An 18925-nucleotide genomic window follows, 5' to 3' on the forward strand; every position below is an offset into this window, starting at 1 on the left:
GATTTATCGTTCCGGATATCTGAGAAACGGGGCGGAAATCGGTTTCCGAAGGTTGCGGAATCAGTTCCCGACCAACAAGGATACCAACTCATCGCAAGCACGGCTTACATCCTCGTTCACGATGACCGTGTCGAACTCGTCCTGTGCGGCCAATTCCACTCGAGCCGTCTCGAGTCGGCGCGCCACGACGTCTTCCGTTTCGGTGCCCCGTCCGGTCAGCCGTTGAACCAGAACGTCCCAACTCGGCGGTGCCATGAACACCAACAAAGCTTCGGGCATCGCTTTCCGGACAGCTCGTGCTCCGGCGAGATCGACCTCGACGAGAACGGGCTTTCCAGCTTCGAGTGCTTCTTCGATCGGAACTGCGGGAGTGCCTGAGCGCTGCAGGCCGCCGTGGATTTCCGCCCATTCGAGAAGTTCACCGGAGTCGATCATCCGTTGAAATTCTTCGCGGGAGGTAAATCGGTAGTCCTTGCCGTCCACTTCACCCGGACGGGGATCGCGAGTGGTCGCCGAAACACTGAAGACAAGTTCGGGCAACCGAGTTCTCAGCTCGCGAACGACGCTGGACTTACCGACAGCCGAAGGGCCGGCCAGTACAACCAGCCGACCCCTCCGCACTGCGGTCTTGCTCTCTGACACTGTTGCGTCAGCAATCATCAGACACTGTTGCGTCAGCAATCACTTGTCGGCTCAGGCCTCGAAGTCGAACTTGGTGAGCAGAGCCTTGCGCTGCCGATCACCGAGGCCACGAAGGCGACGGGTCGGTGCAATCTCCAGCTCGGTCATGATCTCCTGAGCCTTGACCTTGCCCACCTTGGGCAGTGCCTCGAGCAGTGCCGAAACCTTCATCTTGCCCAAGATTTCGTTGTCTTCGGCGTCCTTGAGGACCTGCTTGAGGTCGGTGCCGCCACGCTTCAGGCGCTCCTTGAGCTCAGCCCTGGCCTTGCGGGCAGCAGCTGCCTTCTCCAAAGCAGCAGCGCGCTGCTCATCAGTCAACTGGGGAAGGGCCACGGTTCCTCCGTCTCGTCGTGTGCAAATTTTGTCTATTCCGCTGATAACCAGCAGCGATAGCGACCGTACTCACGCCTGGCGCGAATTGCTAACCCACCCCCCGCGGTCCGATGCGGATCGCGGTGGGTTATGCGCGACGAATCGATGTCACGGATCGTCGCCATTTTCAGCGAGATCGAGACGGATTCGGCGCAACATGAACGTGCGTACAGTACCGAAATAGACTGTAACACAAAGTATTTCGACAATTGCGGCACGACGGCCCCGTGTATGTGTGCGAAATCGTTACCTGCGGGAATGAACGTGGTCGCTGACACATTCAAAATTTTCGAGCATTTTCGGCGCCTATGCGCGTGTCGCGGCCTGTTTTCAGGTCTGCAGCGACGATTTCGGATCGTCGGCGTCGACCGTCTCGGGTTCGGTGCGGCTCACGCCGGGGGCAGCCAGAGCGAGAACCACCGCGAGACTCGCCCAGAGCAATGAATTCTCCAGAACGAAGCCGAAGACCCGGACATCCATGTCCGCGCCGACGCGAGGAAGCCGAAACAGCACGACGGCAGCGGTGAGGGCGATCGCTATCCAGGACCACACGGGCACCGATCGAGTGCCCTCCCCCATGCCCGACTTGATCGGCACCAGCAGCACGCCCACCGCAGGCACCAACCACACGAAATGGTGGGTCCAGGCAATGGGCGTCACGATCGCCGCCAGCAGAGCCACCACCGTGAAACCGGCAAGATCACCCCGCAGGCGCTGAGCACGCCGCGTTGCGACGATTCCGAGGACACCCAACACTGCACAGGCGAAGAGCCATGCGGGACCCACCAGGCCCTCGGGAAGTAGCCGCAAGGCCATCCCACGCACGGACTGGTTGCCGAACACGGACGGGTCACCGACCGCGACGCGCCCCGAGAGTGAGGCGATGTCACCGAAGTAGTCGATCGTCTGGCGCGGGAGAACGGCAAAGCCGAGCGCCGTGGCGCCCAGGAAGCCGGCGAGGCCGCCCGCAACTGCTTTCCAACGCCCGGTGATCACGTAGTAGCCGATGTAGACGAGTGGCACCAGTTTGACTGCCCCGGCGATCCCCACCAGCACACCTTCGGGAATCCACCGTGGCCGAGCCAGCACGTCGACCAGGCACAGGAGCGTCAGGAACAATCCGACCTGCCCGTACCCGAGGTGATCGGAGATCGGCGATGCCACCGTCCACAGGACCAGGAAACCCACGTAGACGACGACGGGCCGCCGACGTGTGAACGGGACTTCGCGATAGCTGAGCACGATGATCGCGGCCAGCATCAGGAGGCTGACAAAACTCCATCCCCACTGGACCGCACCCCAGGAACCCAAGGCGACCGGAACGGCGACGAGCGCAGCGAAAGGCGGATACGTGAACGGCAATCTCGCGTTGAACGACTCGTCGTACAGGTTCGAGCCGTCGAGGACGGCTTGGCCCGCCGTCCGGTACACGGCGAGATCGTCGCCGTGTACGCCGGTGACGGATTGGAACCCGGTGGCCAGCAGCGCACACGCCGCGATGAGAAGTCCGATCCGCCACCAACGATTCACCGACGGACGGTACCACCGGGTTCCACCGCTCGAACGAGCCTCGAGGTCACTCACGGATCAGTTCGCCAATGCGGCTTCGATCTCGTCCCGGTCACGCATTGCTGCCTCCCGAAGTGCCGATACCGAAGGACCATGCTGGAGCACTCCACGGGAAGTGTTCGGCAGCAGGAGTTCCGTCGATCCCGCGAAGATGTCTGCGAGATCCGCTGCCGTCGCGCCCTGCGCGCCGAGCCCCGGAGCGAGAATCGGGCCGTTGAAGTCGGACAGGTCAAGTCCGTGGTCCCGAGTGGCACCGACCACGAGTCCGACGGTGTCGCGGCCGTCTGCGTTCGCGTCGACCGCAGCGTTGACGATCGACTGAGCCACACTCACACCGTCGGCCGACGACTGTTGAAGTACGCCACCTTCGGGATTGGACGTTCGTGCCAGCACGAAGATCCCGCGTGCGTTCTGTCTTGCCAGTTCGAGTGTGGGAGCCAGCGCCCCGAACCCCAGGTACGGCGAGACGGTGACCGAGTCGGAGGTCAACGGCGAATCGCCCAACCAGGCTTGCGCGTACGCGTCCATGGTCGACCCGATGTCACCACGCTTGGCGTCCGCGACGACAAGCGTTCCCGCATCGCGAAGGACCGAAATGGTCCGCTCCAAGACGGCGAATCCGGCGCTGCCGTACGCCTCGAAGAACGCAACCTGAGGTTTGACGAGCCCCACCTCACCGGTGAACGCCTCGACGCAGATCTCGGCGAAAGTCTCGAGGCCTTCAGCCGTACGTGGCAGTCCCCACGCGTCGAGAAGCGCGGGATGCGGGTCGATACCGACGCACAGCCGCCCCCGGTCCGCGATCGCGGACCGGAGACGATGCCCCCAACTGTGACTCACGACTGCTGTGCCGGCTGACGAAGACCTGCGTGCAGTTCCTGCAGGGAGTGAACTCCGATGTCGCCGCGGATGGCCGCTTCGATGCCCTGCACAGCCGCCGAGGCGCCCTGGACCGTCGTGATGCACGGGATGTTCGACGCGACTGCTGCGCTTCGGATCTCGTAGCCGTCGACGCGCGGGCCGTTGTTGCCGTACGGCGTGTTGATGACCATGGCGACCTCACCGCTGCGGATCTGGTCGACGATGGTCTCGGCACCGGCCGGAACATCTTCACCCGACTGCTTGTAGACCTGCTTGCACTCGATACCGTTGCGCCGCAAGACATCTGCGGTTCCTTCGGTAGCAAGGATGGTGAATCCGAGATCCGCCAGGCGCTTGACCGGGAAGATCAGCGAACGCTTGTCCTTGTTGGCGACCGAGACGAACACCGCGCCCGTGGTGGGCAACGATCCGTAGGCAGCGGTCTGCGACTTGGCAAAAGCCGTACCGAAGTCGAAGTCGATTCCCATGACCTCACCGGTGGACTTCATCTCCGGGCTGAGCAAGGTATCCACGCCGGTACCGTCGGCGCGACGGAAGCGGTTGAACGGCAACACAGCTTCCTTGACCGCGATCGGTGCACCGGCCGGGGTGTTTCCACCGTCGCCGGTCGCCGGCAGGATGCCGCTTGCGCGCAGATCGGCGATGGATTCGCCGAGCATCACGCGGGCACATGCCTTGGCCAGCTGCACGGCGGTCGCCTTGGACACGAACGGAACCGTGCGGCTGGCGCGGGGGTTCGCTTCCAGCACGTAGAGGATGTCGTCCTTGAGGGCGTACTGGACGTTGAGCAGACCCTTGACGCCGATGCCCTTCGCGAGAGCCTCGGTGGAACGGCGAACGTTTTCGAGATCCGCCCGGCCCAGGGTGATGGGCGGGAGCGCGCACGCCGAGTCACCGGAGTGAATACCGGCTTCCTCGATGTGTTCCATGACGCCGCCGAGATACACCTCGGTGCCGTCGCACAGAGCGTCGACGTCGATCTCGACTGCGTCTTCGAGGAAGCGGTCGACCAGAACCGGGCGGTCGTCGGAGATCTCCGTGGCACGCGAGATGTAGTCGGCGAGGGACGCCTCGTCGTACACGATCTCCATGCCGCGTCCACCGAGCACGTACGACGGGCGCACCAGCACCGGGTAGCCGATACCGGCTGCGATCTCGCGGGCGCCGTCGAACGTGGTGGCGGTGCCGAACTTCGGTGCGGGCAGACCGGCTTCGGTCAGCACTCGGCCGAATTCGCCGCGGTCCTCGGCCAGGTCGATGGCTGCGGGGCTGGTTCCCACGATGGGGACACCGGCAGCTTCGAGACGCTTCGCCAATCCGAGCGGGGTCTGGCCGCCGAGCTGGACGATGACGCCGGCAACGGTGCCCGACTGCGCCTCCGCGCGGTAGACCTCGAAGACGTCCTCGAACGTGAGCGGCTCGAAGTACAGGCGATCAGCGGTGTCGTAGTCCGTCGAGACGGTCTCGGGGTTGCAGTTGACCATGACGGTCTCGTACCCGGCTTCGGACAGCGTCTGCGCCGCGTGGACACACGAGTAGTCGAACTCGATGCCCTGACCGATGCGGTTGGGGCCCGATCCGAGGATCAGAACCTTGGGTCGCTCGGTCTGCGGAGCAACTTCGGACTCGGCGTTGGGGTCGAGCTCGTAGGTCGAGTAGTGGTACGGCGTCTTGGCCTCGAACTCTGCGGCGCAGGTGTCGACGGTCTTGTAGACGGGGCGCACGCCCAGCTGATCACGCAGAGCGCGAACGGCGTCCTCACCTGCGTGCGTGTCACCACCGAGTTCGGGGCGCAGAGCCGCGATCTGGCGGTCCGAGATGCCGTGGTACTTGGCCTGACGGAGGGCAGCCTCGTCGAAAGCCTCTGCAGCGCGCAGCTTTTCGCCGAGCTCGTGAATCTGCTGGAATTGGTCGAGGAACCACGGATCGATCTTGGTGGCGTCGAAGAGCTGCTCGACAGTTGCGCCGAGGGCGAATGCCTTCTCGATGCCGTACATGCGGCCGTCCTGCGGAACGCTCAGATCGACGAGCAGTGCGTCCAGGCTCTCCGCCTCGACGTCGGCCCCGGTCCAATACCCCGCACGCTTGGTCTCGAGCGAGCGCATGACCTTGCCGAATGCCTCGGTGAAGTTGCGGCCGATGCTCATGGCCTCGCCCACCGACTTCATCGTGGTGGTCAGTGTTCCGTCGGCTCCCGGGAACTTCTCGAAAGCGAACCGCGGAGCCTTGACGACGACGTAGTCGAGTGTCGGCTCGAAGCAGGCCGGGGTTTCCTTGGTGATGTCGTTGACGATCTCGTCGAGCGTGTAGCCGATGGCCAGCTTGGCGGCCATCTTCGCGATCGGGTAGCCGGTCGCCTTGGACGCCAGAGCCGACGAGCGGGACACGCGCGGGTTCATCTCGATGACAACCAGGCGGCCGTCGGCCGGGTCCATCGCGAACTGGATGTTGCAGCCGCCGGTGTCGACGCCCACCTCACGCAGGATGTCGATGGAGAGGTCGCGCATCGCCTGGTACTCGCGGTCGGTCAGCGTCATCGCCGGGGCGACCGTCACGCTGTCACCGGTGTGGACACCGACGGGGTCGACGTTCTCGATGGAGCAGACGATCACGACGTTGTCGCGACTGTCACGCATGAGTTCGAGTTCGTATTCCTTCCAACCGAGGATGGATTCCTCGATCAGGACGTTCGCCGTCGGCGAGGCAGCCAGACCGCCACCGGCGATCCGGTTGAGATCGTCGACGTCGTACGCCATGCCGGAACCGAGGCCGCCCATGGTGAAGGACGGGCGCACGACAACCGGGTAACCGAGTTCGGCGACCGTGGCGTGTACTTCGTCCATCGTGTAGCACACTGCGGACTTCGCGGATTCGCCACCGACCTTGGCGACGATGTCCTTGAACTTCTGGCGATCCTCGCCGCGCTGGATGGCGTCGAAATCGGCGCCGATCAGTTCGACGTCGTACTTCTCGAGGATTCCCTGCTCGTGAAGCGCCACGGCGGCGTTGAGAGCAGTCTGACCGCCGAGCGTCGCGAGGACGGCGTCGATCTTGTTGCCCTGCAAGGCTTCCTTGGCGATGACCTTCTCGAGGAACTCGGCCGTGATCGGCTCGACGTACGTGGCGTCGGCGAACTCGGGGTCCGTCATGATGGTGGCGGGGTTGGAGTTGACCAGGCTGACGCGCAGGCCCTCCTCCTGGAGGACGCGGCAGGCCTGGGTCCCCGAGTAGTCGAACTCGCAGGCCTGACCGATGACGATCGGACCGGAGCCGATTACCAGGATGTGCTTGAGATCTGTACGGCGTGGCATTAGTTCTTGACTCCGGTTTCTTTCCGTGCGGAGAGCAGGCTGGTGAAGCGGTCGAAGAGGTACGCAGCGTCGTGCGGTCCTGCTGCGGCTTCCGGGTGGTACTGCACCGAGAAGGCCGAATCGTCGAGCAGGCGAACACCTTCGACAGCTCCGTCGTTGGCGCAGGTGTGGCTGACCACGGCGCGGCCGAACGGTGTGTCGAATTCCTGACCGGCTTCGCCTTCGAGCGCGAAGCCGTGGTTCTGCGCGGTGATCGCGATGCGACCCGTCTGATGCTCGATCACCGGGATGTTGATGCCGCGGTGGCCGAACTTCATCTTGTACGTGCTCAGGCCGAGGGCGCGGCCCAGGATCTGGTTGCCGAAGCAGATACCGAACAGCGGCAAGCCCTGCCCGATGACCTCTTTGGTGAGGTGGACGGCGCCGTCCGCGGTGGCCGGGTCGCCCGGACCGTTGGAGAGGAACACTCCGTCGGCCTTCAGGTCGAGGATCTGCTCGAGGCTCGCGTTCGACGGCAACACGTGCACGCGGATGCCACGCTCGGCGAACATGCGCGGGGTGTTGGTCTTGATACCGAGGTCGATGGCGGCAACGGTGTAGAGCGCCTCCCCGCCCTTCGGCTCGACGACGTAGCCGCTGGTGGTGCTGACCTCACCGGCAAGATCGGCGCCGAGCATGGTCGGCTGATCCTGAACCCGTCGGACCAGTTCGTCATCGGCGGCGATTGCCTCACCCGAGAAGACACCGGCCTTCATCGAGCCGCGGGTGCGCAGATGGCGAACGAGGGCGCGGGTGTCGATACCGGCGATTCCGACAATTCCCTGCTCTTCGAGCTTGGCCTGCAGCGAGCCCGTTGCACGCCAGCTCGAAGTAACCCGAGAAGGATCGCGGACCACGTAGCCGGCGACCCAGATCTTGGCGCCGGCACGCTCGCCTGTCGGTCCGACCGACTCGTCGTCTTCGTCGTTCCAGCCGGTGTTGCCGATCTGCGGCGCTGTGGAAACCACGATCTGGCGGTGGTAGCTGGGATCGGTGAGCGTTTCCTGGTAGCCGGTCATGCCGGTGCTGAACACCGCTTCGCCCAGGGTCTGTCCAACCGCACCGAAGGTGGTTCCGCGGAACACCCGTCCGTCTTCGAGGACCAGTACTGCGGGGCTGTTGTCAAAGCCGCTCATGCGTTCTTTCCGTTCTGCTCGATGTCGCCAGAGCTTGCGTCTTCATTGTCATTCGTCTTGTTCGAAGCGGTCTTGTTCGAAGCAGTTACCGGCTTGACCCAGTCCGGATAAACCGTCTTGTCGTCACCGCGCACGCCCGTGTCGATCTCGGTTCCACTCGGCAATTCCCAGCGAATCACCAGGACGCCGTCCTTGCTCATGACCTTGCCGGCAAGACCGTTCTCCGTGCGGATCGCGCGGATCGACTTCTCCGGGATCCAGATCGCCGACGCACCGTCACGCTCGACGAGAATTCCGCCGCTGTAGCGGCTGATCTCGCAGGTGGCGCGGAAACCGAGGTCGCCGACGGCGATGCGGTCCTGCCAGCTGGGCGCAATGGTGCTGCCGACGTACAGGCCGGTGGTCGGCAGGACGAGCAGTTCACCCAGGGTTGCCGGTACCGTCGGCAACTCGCCGATCTTGTCTTTCTGGCGTCGAGCGCGTCCACGCCAGCCGACGTACATCAGGCCGATCATCGCGACCCAGAAGATCGCCAGACCGATGATCCACAGTGCTCTGTCCATGACGCGCTACTCCTCGCTACTCCGCAGCCGCACATTCCCGTCGTGTGCGGTGATGCGGCCACGTAACAGTGTGGTCGTGACCCGAGCGGGCAATGTCATCGACTCGTACGGAGTGTTATGCGCGACACTCGCCAGGTCGGGGCCGTGGACCGTCCACTCGGCCGAAGGATCGACCAATGTCAGGTTGGCGGGCTCCCCCACCTCGATCGGGCGGCCCTGATCATCGAGGCCCACAATTGCCGCGGGGCGCTCACTCATGACCCGGGCAACACCGCGCCAGTCCAGCAGGCCAGGCTGAACCATCGTCTCGACGATGATCGAGAGCGCTGTCTCGAGGCCGAGCATTCCGGGGCGAGCTGCTGCGAATTCGCAGCACTTGTCCTGCTCGGCGTGCGGAGCATGGTCGGTCGCGACGCAGTCGATGATGCCCTCGGCCAGTCCCTTGCGCAGGGCAGCAACATCGCTGGCCTCACGCAAAGGAGGGTTGACCTTGTTGATCGCGTCGTACGTCTCGAGGCGTGAATCGTCGAGGAGCAGGTGATGCGGCGTGACCTCGGCGGTGATCGAAATCCCTTGGCTGCGAGCCCACTTCACGAGCTCGACCGTTCCGGCGGTGGATGCGTGGCAGATGTGAACGCGGGCACCGGCGTCACGCGCGAGCAGTGCGTCGCGTGCGACGATCGATTCTTCGGCTGCTCGCGGCCACCCGGCCAGGCCGAGACGTGCAGCGGTGGGACCCTCGTGCGCAACCGCACCGACCGTCAGGCGCGGCTCTTCGGCGTGCTGCGCGATCAGAACGCCCAGCGAGCTGGAGTATTCGAGCGCGCGACGCATGATCAGTGGGTCGTAGACGCAGTGACCGTCGTCGGAGAACATCTTGACCTTGCCGACGCCGGCCGCCATCGTCGCCATCTCGGCGAGTTGCTTGCCCTCCAGGCCCGCAGTGACTGCGCCGACGGGGTGGACGTCGACGAGGCCGACTTCCTGCCCACGTCGCCACACATGGTCGGTGATGACCACCGAATCGGCGACAGGGCTCGTGTTGGCCATCGCGAAGACCGCGGTGTATCCACCCAGAGCGGCTGCCGAGCTGCCGGTTTCGATGGTCTCGGTATCCTCACGACCGGGCTCACGCAGATGTGTGTGCAGGTCCACGAAGCCGGGAAGCAGGACCTGCCCGCCGGCGTCGATCACCTCGGACGCCGTGGCCGGATCGAGGTTCACGCCGATCTCGAGGATGGTGCCCTCGCCGACGAGTACGTCGGTGGGCTCCCCTTCTCCGTAGATCAGGACTCCGCGGAGCAGGACACTCACGGGTGATTCTCCGTTCTCGTTTCTCGTCACAGCGCACCGTCTTCTGAACCGACCAGAAGCCGGAACAAGACAGCCATGCGCATGTGCACACCGTTGGTAACCTGTTGCAGTACAGCAGTTTTCGAGGAATCGGCGACGGCGGATGCGATCTCCATGCCGCGCAGCATCGGTCCGGGGTGCAAGACCACCGCATGATCGGCCAGCATCGCCAGTCGCTTCTCGGACAGGCCGTAGTTGATCGAGTACTCGCGCTGCGACGGGAAGAAGCCGCCGTTCATTCGCTCGGCCTGAACACGGAGCATCAGCACCGCGTCGAGGCCGGGCAGTTCGGCGTCGAGTGAATGCGAGACCGTGACCGGCCACGTGTGCGCACCGACCGGGAGCAGTGTCGGCGGGGCGACAAGAACAACCTCGGCGCCGAGCATCGAGAGCAGCAGCGCATTGGAGCGCGCCACACGGCTGTGCAGAATGTCGCCGACGATGGCGATCCGCTTGCCCTCGATGTCGCCGAGACGCTGGCGGAGGGTCAGAGCGTCGAGAAGCGCCTGGGTGGGATGCTCATGGGTGCCGTCACCTGCGTTGATGACTGCCGGGCCACCGTCGTCGGCCGCTCCGGTCCACTTGGCGATCTGATGGGCGGCGCCCGACGCCGGGTGGCGCACGATGAGTGCGTCGGCACCGGCCGCGCGCAAGGTCATCGCCGTATCGCGCAGGGATTCACCCTTGGACACCGAGGAACTGGACGCGCTGACGTTGATGACGTCGGCACTCATCCACTTGCCCGCCACCTCGAAAGACACCCGGGTGCGCGTCGAGTTCTCGAAGAACACCGTCATGACCGTGCGTCCGCGCAGCGTCGGGAGTTTGCGTACCTCGCGTCCCAGAAGCGCCTGCTCGAACCGTTCTGCCTCGTCGAGAAGTTCAACCGCGGACTCACGATTGAGGTCCGCGATGGAAAGAAGGTGCTTCACGCGCTCTTACCTCCGGAGATGACTACCGCTTCCCTGCCGTCGTGCTCCTGGAGGAGAACCTTGACGTCCTCGGACCTCGCGGTCGGGACGTTCTTGCCGACGTAGTCGGCGCGCAGCGGCAGTTCACGGTGACCACGATCGACCAACACCGCGAGTTGCACCGCACGTGGGCGGCCGAGATCACGCAACGCATCGAGGGCGGAACGCACGGTGCGACCGGAGAAGAGGACGTCGTCCACGAGAACGACCAGCGCATTGTCGACGCCGCCTTCAGGGACGGACGTTCGCTCGAGCGGGCGGTGCGGTTTGTTCCGGAGATCATCACGGTAAAGCGTGATGTCGAGAGATCCGATGGGAAGACGCACACCGGAGAATTCTTCGATCTTGGCCCGCAGTCGCGTGGCGAGAGTAGTGCCGCGCGTCGGAATACCGATCAGGACTACACGCGGGGCTGTTCCCTCTGGTCCGTCGAGTGCGGTTTTCTCGATGATCTCGTGAGCGATCCGCGCGATGGTCCGGCCCACATCCTGGGCGGACAACAATTCGCGGGTCTCGCTACTTGCCTCGGCACCGGGTGCCTTCGCGTTATCTGGACCTGCAAGATCGGATGGGCGAGACCCTTCGGGCACGCTCATGCAGCGACCTCCTTCTCCGCCTCACTGGACGGATCGTTAAAGGATGTCTGACGGTCCCCACCCTATCAGCCGACAGACCTGATCCCGCCGTGCGAGCAGTCACTCGAACCGGTTGTGTGCAGACACACAACTCGCACGGCGGGTGGTGGAACAAAACTTGCTACTCGGTACCCGAATCCGATTCCTGCGCGCGCTGAGATGTCGCAGCTGCAGCTGATCGGACCTGCGGCGCAACGAGAACGACCTGCCCGAGGATTCCGTTGACGAATCCCGGAGAGTCGTCCGTCGAAAGCTGCTTCGCGAGTTCGACAGCCTCGTCCACGGCGACAACCGGCGGAACGTCCGTCGCGTGGAAGAGCTCCCACACTGCGATACGCAGAATCGCGCGGTCCACCGCAGGCAGACGCTCGAGCGTCCAATCCTGCAGATGCGAGGAGATGACCTGATCGATGCGATCCAGGTTCTCCGCAACTCCGGAGACCAACGTGACGGTGTAGGCCGCGACGGGCGCTACCGCATCGTCCTTGACGGCCAGGTCTGAACGCTCCGATGCGAGTGCGACCGGATCGAGGTCACGTGCTTCGGCTTCGAAGAGGAAGTCGACAGCACGCTTGCGCGCCTTGTGGCGTGCACCGAGTTTCTTATGTGTGCCGGACACTCAGGAATTCACACGCCCGAGGTAGTTGCCGTCACGGGAATCGACCTTGAGCTTGTCACCGGTGTTGATGAAGAGCGGGACGTTGATCTCGGCACCGGTCTCGAGGGTGGCAGGCTTGGTGCCGCCGGTGGAGCGGTCGCCCTGCAGGCCGGGATCGGTGTGCTTGACGACGAGCTCGACGGTGACCGGAAGCTCGACGAAGAGGGGAACGTCTTCGTGGGTAGCGACCTGGACTGCCATGTTCTCGAGCAGGAAACGCGACTGGTCGCCGACGGTGGCTTCGCTGATCGACACCTGGTCGTAGGTGTCGCCGTCCATGAAGATGTAGTCGCTGCCGTCGTGGTACAGGTAGGTCATGTCACGACGGTCGACCGTGGCGGTCTCGACCTTCACACCGGCGTTGAACGTCTTGTCCACTACCTTGCCCGAGAGCACGTTCTTGAGCTTGGTGCGCACGAAGGCAGGGCCCTTGCCGGGCTTGACGTGCTGGAACTCGATGATCGTCCACAGCTGGCCTTCGATCTGCAGAACCAGACCATTCTTGAAATCACTGGTGGAAGCCACTTGCTTCGCGTCTCCTAGGGGTCGGGAAACCGTCTCAGACGACGGTAAGGTCTTTTGCGGTCAGTGTGAGCAGCTCTGGCCCCTGCTCACGAACAACGAGCGTGTCCTCGATCCGTACACCTCCGCGCCCGGAGAAGTACACGCCCGGCTCGACGGTCACCGCCGCGCCGGAAAGAAGTGTACCGGTGCCGAGCTTGCCGATCCCCGGTGCTTCGTGGATTTCGAGGCCCACACCGTGGCCGAGGCCGTGCAGGAACAACTCGCCGTAGCCTGCATCGTCGATCACCGCACGGGCAGCGGCGTCGACTGCCGCACATTCGACACCCGGAGCGAGGGCGTCGCAACCGGCAGCTTGCGAACGCGCGACGAGCTCGTAAATCTCCCGTTGCCAATCGGAAACGGACTCGAGCACGTAGGTCCGGGTCATGTCGGAGTGATACCCGCCGACCTGAGCTCCGAAGTCGAGTTTGACGAAGTCTCCCGACGCAAGAATCGCGCCGGTCGGCCGGTGATGGGGAATTGCCGAGTTGGCACCGGCCGCCACGATCGTCTCGAAGGAAATACCGTCTGCACCGTTGTCGAGCATCAGGTTTTCCAGCTCGCGGCCGACCTCTCGTTCCGTTCGGCCAGGTCGCAGGCCACCGCGAGCGATCAACTGCGCCAACGCGACATCGGCTGCGGTGCACGCCGCGCGCAACAACTCCACCTCGTGCTCGTCCTTGACCATGCGCAATTGTTCGACAAGTCCGCTCACCGGTTCGAACCTGATCTTCGGCGCTGCCTCGGTCCATGCCCGATGTTCGGCGAATGTCGCCACATGTGACTCGAACGCGAGAACGGGCACCGTGGACGTCTCGATCAAGTGCGCAGCACTCGAACGGGCGATTTCGGCACGAAGGTCCGGCACCTGCTCCGCCACCTGCGTCACGTAACGACCGTCGGTGCAGATCACCGTCTCGCGTTCGTCGGACACACTGACGACGAGCGCCGCATTCGAACCGGTGAATCCGGTGAGGTATCTGATGTTGAGGAGATCTGTGACGAGAATCGCGTCGAGTTCGCGCTCCGAGAGGAGGCGTCTGAGGGATTCACGGCGTGTTCTGAAGTCGACCGGCATCCCTCGAACCTACCGCCCGCGCAGACCTGCCGATCAACTCGAAACTCACGGTTACAGCAATAAGTGTGGGTTAGGCCACAAGGTGTAATGGGTTCTAGTTAGGCTGTACCCATGAACGCGTGGTTGGTACGTGGCCTCGGCATGGCCCTGATACATGTTGTGTTTCGTGCGTTGCTCGGTGCAGCAATCGCACAGTGGCCACTTCAGGGGTCCACCCTGCGCTGGCTCTCCCTGTTGATCGTCATCGTCTTCGCTGCAATCTGGGGTGGTATCGACGGCATTCGTGACCGCCGAGACTTCCCCGAACCCGAAGACGGCGCCGATCTGACCATGCTGTGGCTCAAGGCTGCACTGGTCGGCGGATTCGTCGCCGGCGCTGCCAGCTGGGCACTCAGCCTGGTCCCCTCCCTCGAGCTGACCCAGCAGGGCTTGTTCTTCGAGGTGACCTCTGGTGCGGCGTTCACGATCCTTCTCATCTTCGTCCCCGCCATGGTCGCCATCACCGTCGGACGCTTCTTCGTCAGCCGTGAACAGCGCAAGAACGGAACAGCTCCGCAGACCCCGACCCACGAGCGTCATCGCGAACCAGTGCCTGTCAGCGAGGGCTACGACTCCCCCACCGAGCAGCACGCATACAGCGGAGCCGCCATGTCCGTCGAGGAATCCGACGCCGATACCGCGGTCTTCCCGGCGATCGATCTGGGCAAGCGCGAGCAGTAACGCCACCGTCTACACAACCGACTGCGGCCCCGAGGAAATTTTCCTCGGGGCCGCATTCGTGTGGCTGTACTTTCGACTTCGCTTCGGTCAGCCCCGCTCGGCGAGGAACCTGATCGCCAGCGGATACGCGGCGACGCCGAGTCCGACGATCACACCGGTCGCGATCGGGCTCAGGTAGGAATGGTGCCGAAACTCTTCTCGCGCATGAACGTTCGAAATGTGCACCTCGACCAGTCCGGCGGTCAGTTCGGCACACGCATCGCGCAGGACCACCGATGTGTGGGTCAAGCCACCGGCGTTGAGAATCACCGGTTCCCCCGCGTCGGCTGCGTCGTGGATCCAGCCGAGCAGATCACCTTCGTGATCGCTCTGACGAACGACCACCTCGACGCCGAGATCCTTGCCCGCCGCGACACACAATTCGATCAGATCATCGTGTGTGGTCGCCCCGTAGACCTCGGGCTGACGCTTACCCAGACGCCCCAGATTGGGTCCGTTGACGACGTTGATCCTCACAACAGGACCGTTCCGCCGGCGGGCCTCGGGTCGCGGGCAATCGCGGAGTACGCCGCGACCAACAAGCTCGGATCCGGCCCTTCGAGGCGGCCCGGTTTGGCCAGTCCGTCGAGGACCACGAAACGAAGCAGCCCGGCACGGTTCTTCTTGTCGGTCTGCATTCCCTTCAGCAGATCACCGAACGCGTCACCGTCGTACGACGTCGGCAGGCCGACGAGGTCGAGGATCGACTTGTGACGATCCGCGGTGGCGTCGTCGAGTCGACCGGCGAGCCGTCCGAGTTCGGCTGCGAAGACCAGGCCGACGGAAACAGCGGCACCGTGGCGCCACTTGTACCGCTCACGACGTTCGATCGCGTGGCCGAGCGTGTGGCCGTAGTTCAGGATTTCGCGCAGATCCGACTCGCGCAGATCCGCGGCCACGACCTTGGCCTTGACCTCGACGGAGCGCCGAATCAGCTCGGGCAGAACAGTTCCCGACGGATCGAGAGCCGCCTTGGGATCTGCTTCGATCAGATCCAAGATCGCCGGGTCGGCGATGAATCCGGTCTTGATGACCTCGGCCATGCCGGCAACGATCTCGTTGTGCGGCACCGTCTCGAGCGTCGCGAGATCGATGAACACCGCTCCGGGTTCGTGGAACGAACCGACGAGGTTCTTGCCCGCTTCGGTGTTGATACCGGTTTTGCCGCCCACCGCTGCGTCGACCATCGCGAGCAACGTGGTCGGCACGTGAACAACCTTGACGCCGCGCATCCAGGTGGCAGCCACGAAGCCGGTGAGGTCGGTCGCCGCTCCCCCACCCAAGCTCATGATCGCGTCGCTGCGAGTCAGACCGATCCGGCCGAGTACGTCCCAGCAGAAGCCGGCGACGGCAAGATCTTTACCGTCTTCGGCGTCGGGAATTTCGATACGGTGAGCGTCGATTCCCTTCTCCGCCAACGCAGCCCGTACTGCCTCCGCGGTCTCTGCGAGCGGCGGCTGATGGAAGATCGCGACAGTGCGCGCGCCGTCGAACTCGGCAACAAGATCGCCGAGTAGGCCGCGGCCGATCACGACCGGGTAGGGACTTGCGGTCTTCACCTCTACACGTACGGGTTCGGTCACTGCTCCACTACTCCGCTCCGGTTGTTCATTTGTCTTGAAGTTTCGACACCAATTGCCCGACGACACGCGCCGGACTGCGGCCGTCGGTCCGAATCCGAATCGTGGCCGAACGCCGGTACAGCGGACGACGGCGCCTCATCAGCTCCTGGTACTTGACCTTGGGATCTCCACCGGCCAGCAGCGGACGATGATTGTTCGCCCCCGTGCGGCGAAGCCCTTCGGCGACACTGATCTCCAGGTAGATGACCGTGTGACCCTGAAGCAACTCGCGGGTGCGATCGGAGAGGATCGCACCACCGCCGAGCGAGACGATTCCGTCGGTCGCCTGCAACGCGTCGCGGACCACCGCTTCCTCGATCTCACGAAACCGAGGCTCTCCGTCGTGGGTGAAGATCTCCGGAATGGTCCTACCCGTGGTCCGTTCGATCTCGGCGTCGGTATCGACCAATTCGAGTTCGAGGGCCTGCGCAAGGCGTCGACCGATGGTCGATTTGCCGGCGCCGGGCGGACCGATGAGTACAGCCTTCGGCTTCATCGATACGTGAGTCCTATCGAGGCGGTCGGGCTGCGATGCCCTCGGCGTAACGACGGTAGTTGGCAGTGGTTTCAGCAATGGAATCACCACCGAACTTTTCGAGTGCGGCCTGAGCGACGACAAGTGCAACCATCGACTCGGCGACGACGCCGGCGGCCGGAACCGCGCACACGTCACTGCGCTGGTGGATGGCCACGGCCTCTTCGCCGCTCTCCATGTCGACCGTCGCCAGAGCGCGCGGAACCGTCGAGATCGGCTTCATCGCGGCGCGAACTCGCAGAGCCTCGCCATTGGTCATGCCACCTTCGATACCGCCTGCGCGGTTGGTGGAGCGCACGATGCCGTCCGGGCCCGGACGGATTTCGTCGTGAGCCTCACTGCCACGACGACGCGCGGTTTCGAAGCCGTCACCGACCTCGACGCCTTTGATGGCCTGAATTCCCATGAGGGCAGCGGCAAGTCGTGAATCGAGACGCTCGGCGCCGCTGACGAAGGTGCCGAGTCCGACCGGCAGGCCGTGGATGACGACCTCGACGACGCCACCGAGGGTGTCGCCGTCCTTCTTTGCCGATTCGATTTCGGCGATCATCGACTCTTCGGCGGCCTTGTCGAATGCGCGGACCGGGCTCGCGTCGATCGCGTCCAGATCCTTGCCCTCCGGCACGGGACCGACGTAAGGCTCGGAAGCACCGATGGAAATGACGTGTGAGACGACCTCGGCACCGAATACTTGACGCAGGAACGACCGTGCGACGGTTCCGGCGGCTACCCGAGCTGCGGTCTCGCGAGCGCTGGCGCGCTCGAGGACGGGACGCGCGTCATTGAAGCCGTACTTGAGCATGCCGCTGTAATCGGCGTGACCGGGACGCGGACGCGTCAGCGGGGCATTGCGAGCCTGATCGGCAAGCAGGTCCGGGTCGACCGGGTCGGCGGACATGATGGTTTCCCACTTGGGCCACTCGGTGTTGCCGATTTCGATAGCCACGGGGCCACCGAGCGTAAATCCGTGGCGGACACCGCCGATGATGGTGACCTTGTCGGCCTCGAACTTCATCCGCGCGCCACGGCCGTAACCGAGTCGACGACGGGCAAGTTCGGACGAGATGGCCTCAGAGGTCACTTCGACCCCCGCGACCATGCCCTCGAGCATCGCGACGAGGGCGGGACCATGGGATTCTCCGGCAGTTATCCAACGCAGCACGCCGACCATCTTTCCACGTCGCAGACCTCAGTTGTCACAGTGGCCCTCCAGGCGAACGCAGATGGCCCACACGCACGATGCGTGTGGGCCATCTCAGCGGTACCTGTGGGTCTAGAGAAGGCGGAATCCTCCACCGTTGGCGTTGATGTCAGCCAAACCGATGTTGATGTCCGCCGAGTTGTCGGGAGCATGGAACGGCGGCGGGAGCGGCTCGAAGCAGTACGGCGGGAAGCCGTTGCTGATCAAGCCCACCAGGCGATCGCCGACGACGAGTGGTCCACCGGAGTCACCGGGAATCGAGCACGTGTGCTCGACGATCTCTCCGTAGACGGAGTCGTAGCCCCATGTAATGCCGCACGTGTTGCCGGTCGAACGGCCTTCCTTGCACACGATCGTGCCCGGTGCCGGCGGGGCGCCGATACCGTTGATCGTCGTGCCGCCGACGGTGCGCAGCGGAGCGACCTTTGCGTCGTCGAGATCGATTACGGCGATGTCCGAGACCGGACTCGAGTAGGTGAATCGGCCGATAGGACCAGCTTCGGGCAGGTATTCGGCGAACACCCGGTCCCCGACAACTCCGCAGTGTCCGGCGGTGAGTGCCACGAGCGAACCGGCGTTGTCATAGCCGACCGCGGTCAACGTGCACGCCGCAACTCGGTCGGGATCGGAGTGATCCACGTCCGGCAGCAGGATTCCTGAGCCCCCGCCCAGTGCCACCGAAGATGGTGCAGGCGCGGCGCCGGCGACGCCTGCCCCTGCAGCCACAGCCGCCAAACAGGCTGCCGCAGCGACGAAAAGCCTTGTGCGCATAGGTTCCCCCGATAATCGAGTGCGAAACGAGATTCGTTTTGTCCCATTTCCGAAACCACAGTGAACGACAGTGTGTGGACATTCGGCAAGTCCGACGCGCCGCATACTGGGACTGCGCGCTTACGATGCCCGAACAAATGAAACCGACGGTTACGTCTTTCCTGCAGATCACGATCCGTCGTTGAATCCTCAATGACGGAGCTTTCGTCGTGAACGTTGCGCTCG

19 protein-coding genes are annotated in these 18925 nt (G+C 63.9%); 1 reads left to right on the forward strand and 18 read right to left on the reverse strand.

The genetic code is table 11. The features are described 5' to 3' along the window. Positions 1-60 precede the first annotated feature (60 nt). From gmk to ACWF6P_RS10275, 13 genes are all read right to left on the reverse strand, one after another. Positions 61-660 (reverse strand): guanylate kinase, encoded by a 600-nt coding sequence (gene gmk / locus ACWF6P_RS10215; RefSeq protein ID WP_230815545.1) that lies wholly within the window; start codon positions 658-660, stop codon positions 61-63. A 33-nt stretch (positions 661-693) separates the two neighbouring features. Next, on the reverse strand, positions 694-1014 hold the full coding sequence (mihF, locus tag ACWF6P_RS10220; protein WP_003944825.1) for an integration host factor, actinobacterial type: 321 nt from the start codon (positions 1012-1014) through the stop codon (positions 694-696). A gap of 369 nt (positions 1015-1383) precedes the next feature. After that, positions 1384-2583, reverse strand: a complete 1200-nt coding sequence (locus tag ACWF6P_RS10225; RefSeq protein ID WP_452620935.1) for a glycosyltransferase 87 family protein — start codon at positions 2581-2583, stop codon at positions 1384-1386. A 57-nt stretch (positions 2584-2640) separates the two neighbouring features. Beyond that, positions 2641-3462: an orotidine-5'-phosphate decarboxylase gene (gene pyrF / locus ACWF6P_RS10230; protein ID WP_378445944.1), complete on the reverse strand. Its 822-nt coding sequence runs from the start codon at positions 3460-3462 to the stop codon at positions 2641-2643. Further along, positions 3459-6815, reverse strand: a complete 3357-nt coding sequence (gene carB, locus ACWF6P_RS10235; protein ID WP_452620936.1) for a carbamoyl-phosphate synthase large subunit — start codon at positions 6813-6815, stop codon at positions 3459-3461. Before carB ends, pyrF begins: the two co-directional genes overlap by 4 nt. Then, positions 6815-7990, reverse strand: coding sequence for a glutamine-hydrolyzing carbamoyl-phosphate synthase small subunit (gene carA, locus ACWF6P_RS10240; protein ID WP_378544355.1), 1176 nt, complete (start codon positions 7988-7990; stop codon positions 6815-6817). Before carA ends, carB begins: the two co-directional genes overlap by 1 nt. After that, complete coding sequence (locus tag ACWF6P_RS10245; protein ID WP_003944773.1) at positions 7987-8553, reverse strand: PH-like domain-containing protein; 567 nt, start codon at positions 8551-8553, stop codon at positions 7987-7989. The genes carA and ACWF6P_RS10245 overlap by 4 nt, the downstream gene beginning before the upstream one ends. A 6-nt stretch (positions 8554-8559) precedes the next feature. Further along, positions 8560-9867 (reverse strand): dihydroorotase, encoded by a 1308-nt coding sequence (locus ACWF6P_RS10250; protein ID WP_452620937.1) that lies wholly within the window; start codon positions 9865-9867, stop codon positions 8560-8562. Positions 9868-9893: 26 nt separating this feature from the next. Continuing rightward, complete coding sequence (locus tag ACWF6P_RS10255; RefSeq protein WP_230815538.1) at positions 9894-10838, reverse strand: aspartate carbamoyltransferase catalytic subunit; 945 nt, start codon at positions 10836-10838, stop codon at positions 9894-9896. After that, positions 10835-11473, reverse strand: coding sequence for a bifunctional pyr operon transcriptional regulator/uracil phosphoribosyltransferase PyrR (gene pyrR, locus ACWF6P_RS10260; protein WP_378445940.1), 639 nt, complete (start codon positions 11471-11473; stop codon positions 10835-10837). The genes ACWF6P_RS10255 and pyrR overlap by 4 nt, the downstream gene beginning before the upstream one ends. Positions 11474-11633: 160 nt before the next feature. Continuing rightward, the gene (nusB, locus tag ACWF6P_RS10265) at positions 11634-12131 is read right to left on the reverse strand and encodes a transcription antitermination factor NusB (RefSeq protein WP_214886555.1); all 498 of its coding nucleotides are present in this window, start codon (positions 12129-12131) and stop codon (positions 11634-11636) included. Continuing rightward, positions 12132-12695, reverse strand: coding sequence for an elongation factor P (gene efp / locus ACWF6P_RS10270; RefSeq protein WP_230815536.1), 564 nt, complete (start codon positions 12693-12695; stop codon positions 12132-12134). A 34-nt stretch (positions 12696-12729) separates the two neighbouring features. After that, the gene (locus ACWF6P_RS10275) at positions 12730-13812 is read right to left on the reverse strand and encodes a M24 family metallopeptidase (RefSeq protein ID WP_452620938.1); all 1083 of its coding nucleotides are present in this window, start codon (positions 13810-13812) and stop codon (positions 12730-12732) included. A 111-nt stretch (positions 13813-13923) separates the two neighbouring features. Between ACWF6P_RS10275 and ACWF6P_RS10280 the strand changes: the two genes are divergently transcribed. After that, positions 13924-14532, forward strand: a complete 609-nt coding sequence (locus ACWF6P_RS10280) for a B-4DMT family transporter (RefSeq protein ID WP_230815534.1) — start codon at positions 13924-13926, stop codon at positions 14530-14532. Positions 14533-14619: 87 nt separating this feature from the next. Here ACWF6P_RS10280 and aroQ read toward each other — a convergent pair whose 3' ends face one another. From aroQ to ACWF6P_RS10305, 5 genes are all read right to left on the reverse strand, one after another. Continuing rightward, a complete protein-coding gene (gene aroQ, locus ACWF6P_RS10285; RefSeq protein WP_452620939.1) occupies positions 14620-15048 on the reverse strand; it encodes a type II 3-dehydroquinate dehydratase in 429 nt (142 codons plus the stop codon). Then, positions 15045-16154 (reverse strand): 3-dehydroquinate synthase, encoded by a 1110-nt coding sequence (gene aroB, locus ACWF6P_RS10290; protein ID WP_452620940.1) that lies wholly within the window; start codon positions 16152-16154, stop codon positions 15045-15047. The genes aroQ and aroB overlap by 4 nt, the downstream gene beginning before the upstream one ends. A gap of 25 nt (positions 16155-16179) precedes the next feature. Further along, positions 16180-16689 (reverse strand): shikimate kinase, encoded by a 510-nt coding sequence (locus ACWF6P_RS10295; RefSeq protein ID WP_230815531.1) that lies wholly within the window; start codon positions 16687-16689, stop codon positions 16180-16182. 13 nt (positions 16690-16702) lie between these two features. Then, positions 16703-17890, reverse strand: a complete 1188-nt coding sequence (aroC, locus tag ACWF6P_RS10300) for a chorismate synthase (RefSeq protein ID WP_003944974.1) — start codon at positions 17888-17890, stop codon at positions 16703-16705. A gap of 111 nt (positions 17891-18001) precedes the next feature. Continuing rightward, positions 18002-18700: a S1 family peptidase gene (locus ACWF6P_RS10305; RefSeq protein WP_452620941.1), complete on the reverse strand. Its 699-nt coding sequence runs from the start codon at positions 18698-18700 to the stop codon at positions 18002-18004. Positions 18701-18925 lie beyond the last annotated feature (225 nt).

This window comes from Rhodococcus sp. NPDC055024, from assembly GCF_053608585.1.

Excerpts from the sequence above, each read along its gene's own strand:
- gmk (WP_230815545.1), bottom strand. The coding sequence starts at position 660 with ATGATTGCTGACGCAACAGTGTCAGAGAGCAAGACCGCAGTGCGGAGG.
- carB (WP_452620936.1), bottom strand. The coding sequence starts at position 6,815 with ATGCCACGCCGTACAGATCTCAAGCACATCCTGGTAATCGGCTCCGGT.
- carA (WP_378544355.1), bottom strand. The coding sequence starts at position 7,990 with ATGAGCGGCTTTGACAACAGCCCCGCAGTACTGGTCCTCGAAGACGGA.
- ACWF6P_RS10245 (WP_003944773.1), bottom strand. The coding sequence starts at position 8,553 with ATGGACAGAGCACTGTGGATCATCGGTCTGGCGATCTTCTGGGTCGCG.
- pyrR (WP_378445940.1), bottom strand. The coding sequence starts at position 11,473 with ATGAGCGTGCCCGAAGGGTCTCGCCCATCCGATCTTGCAGGTCCAGAT.
- ACWF6P_RS10275 (WP_452620938.1), bottom strand. The coding sequence starts at position 13,812 with ATGCCGGTCGACTTCAGAACACGCCGTGAATCCCTCAGACGCCTCCTC.
- ACWF6P_RS10280 (WP_230815534.1), top strand. The coding sequence starts at position 13,924 with ATGAACGCGTGGTTGGTACGTGGCCTCGGCATGGCCCTGATACATGTT.
- ACWF6P_RS10295 (WP_230815531.1), bottom strand. The coding sequence starts at position 16,689 with ATGAAGCCGAAGGCTGTACTCATCGGTCCGCCCGGCGCCGGCAAATCG.
- ACWF6P_RS10305 (WP_452620941.1), bottom strand. The coding sequence starts at position 18,700 with ATGCGCACAAGGCTTTTCGTCGCTGCGGCAGCCTGTTTGGCGGCTGTG.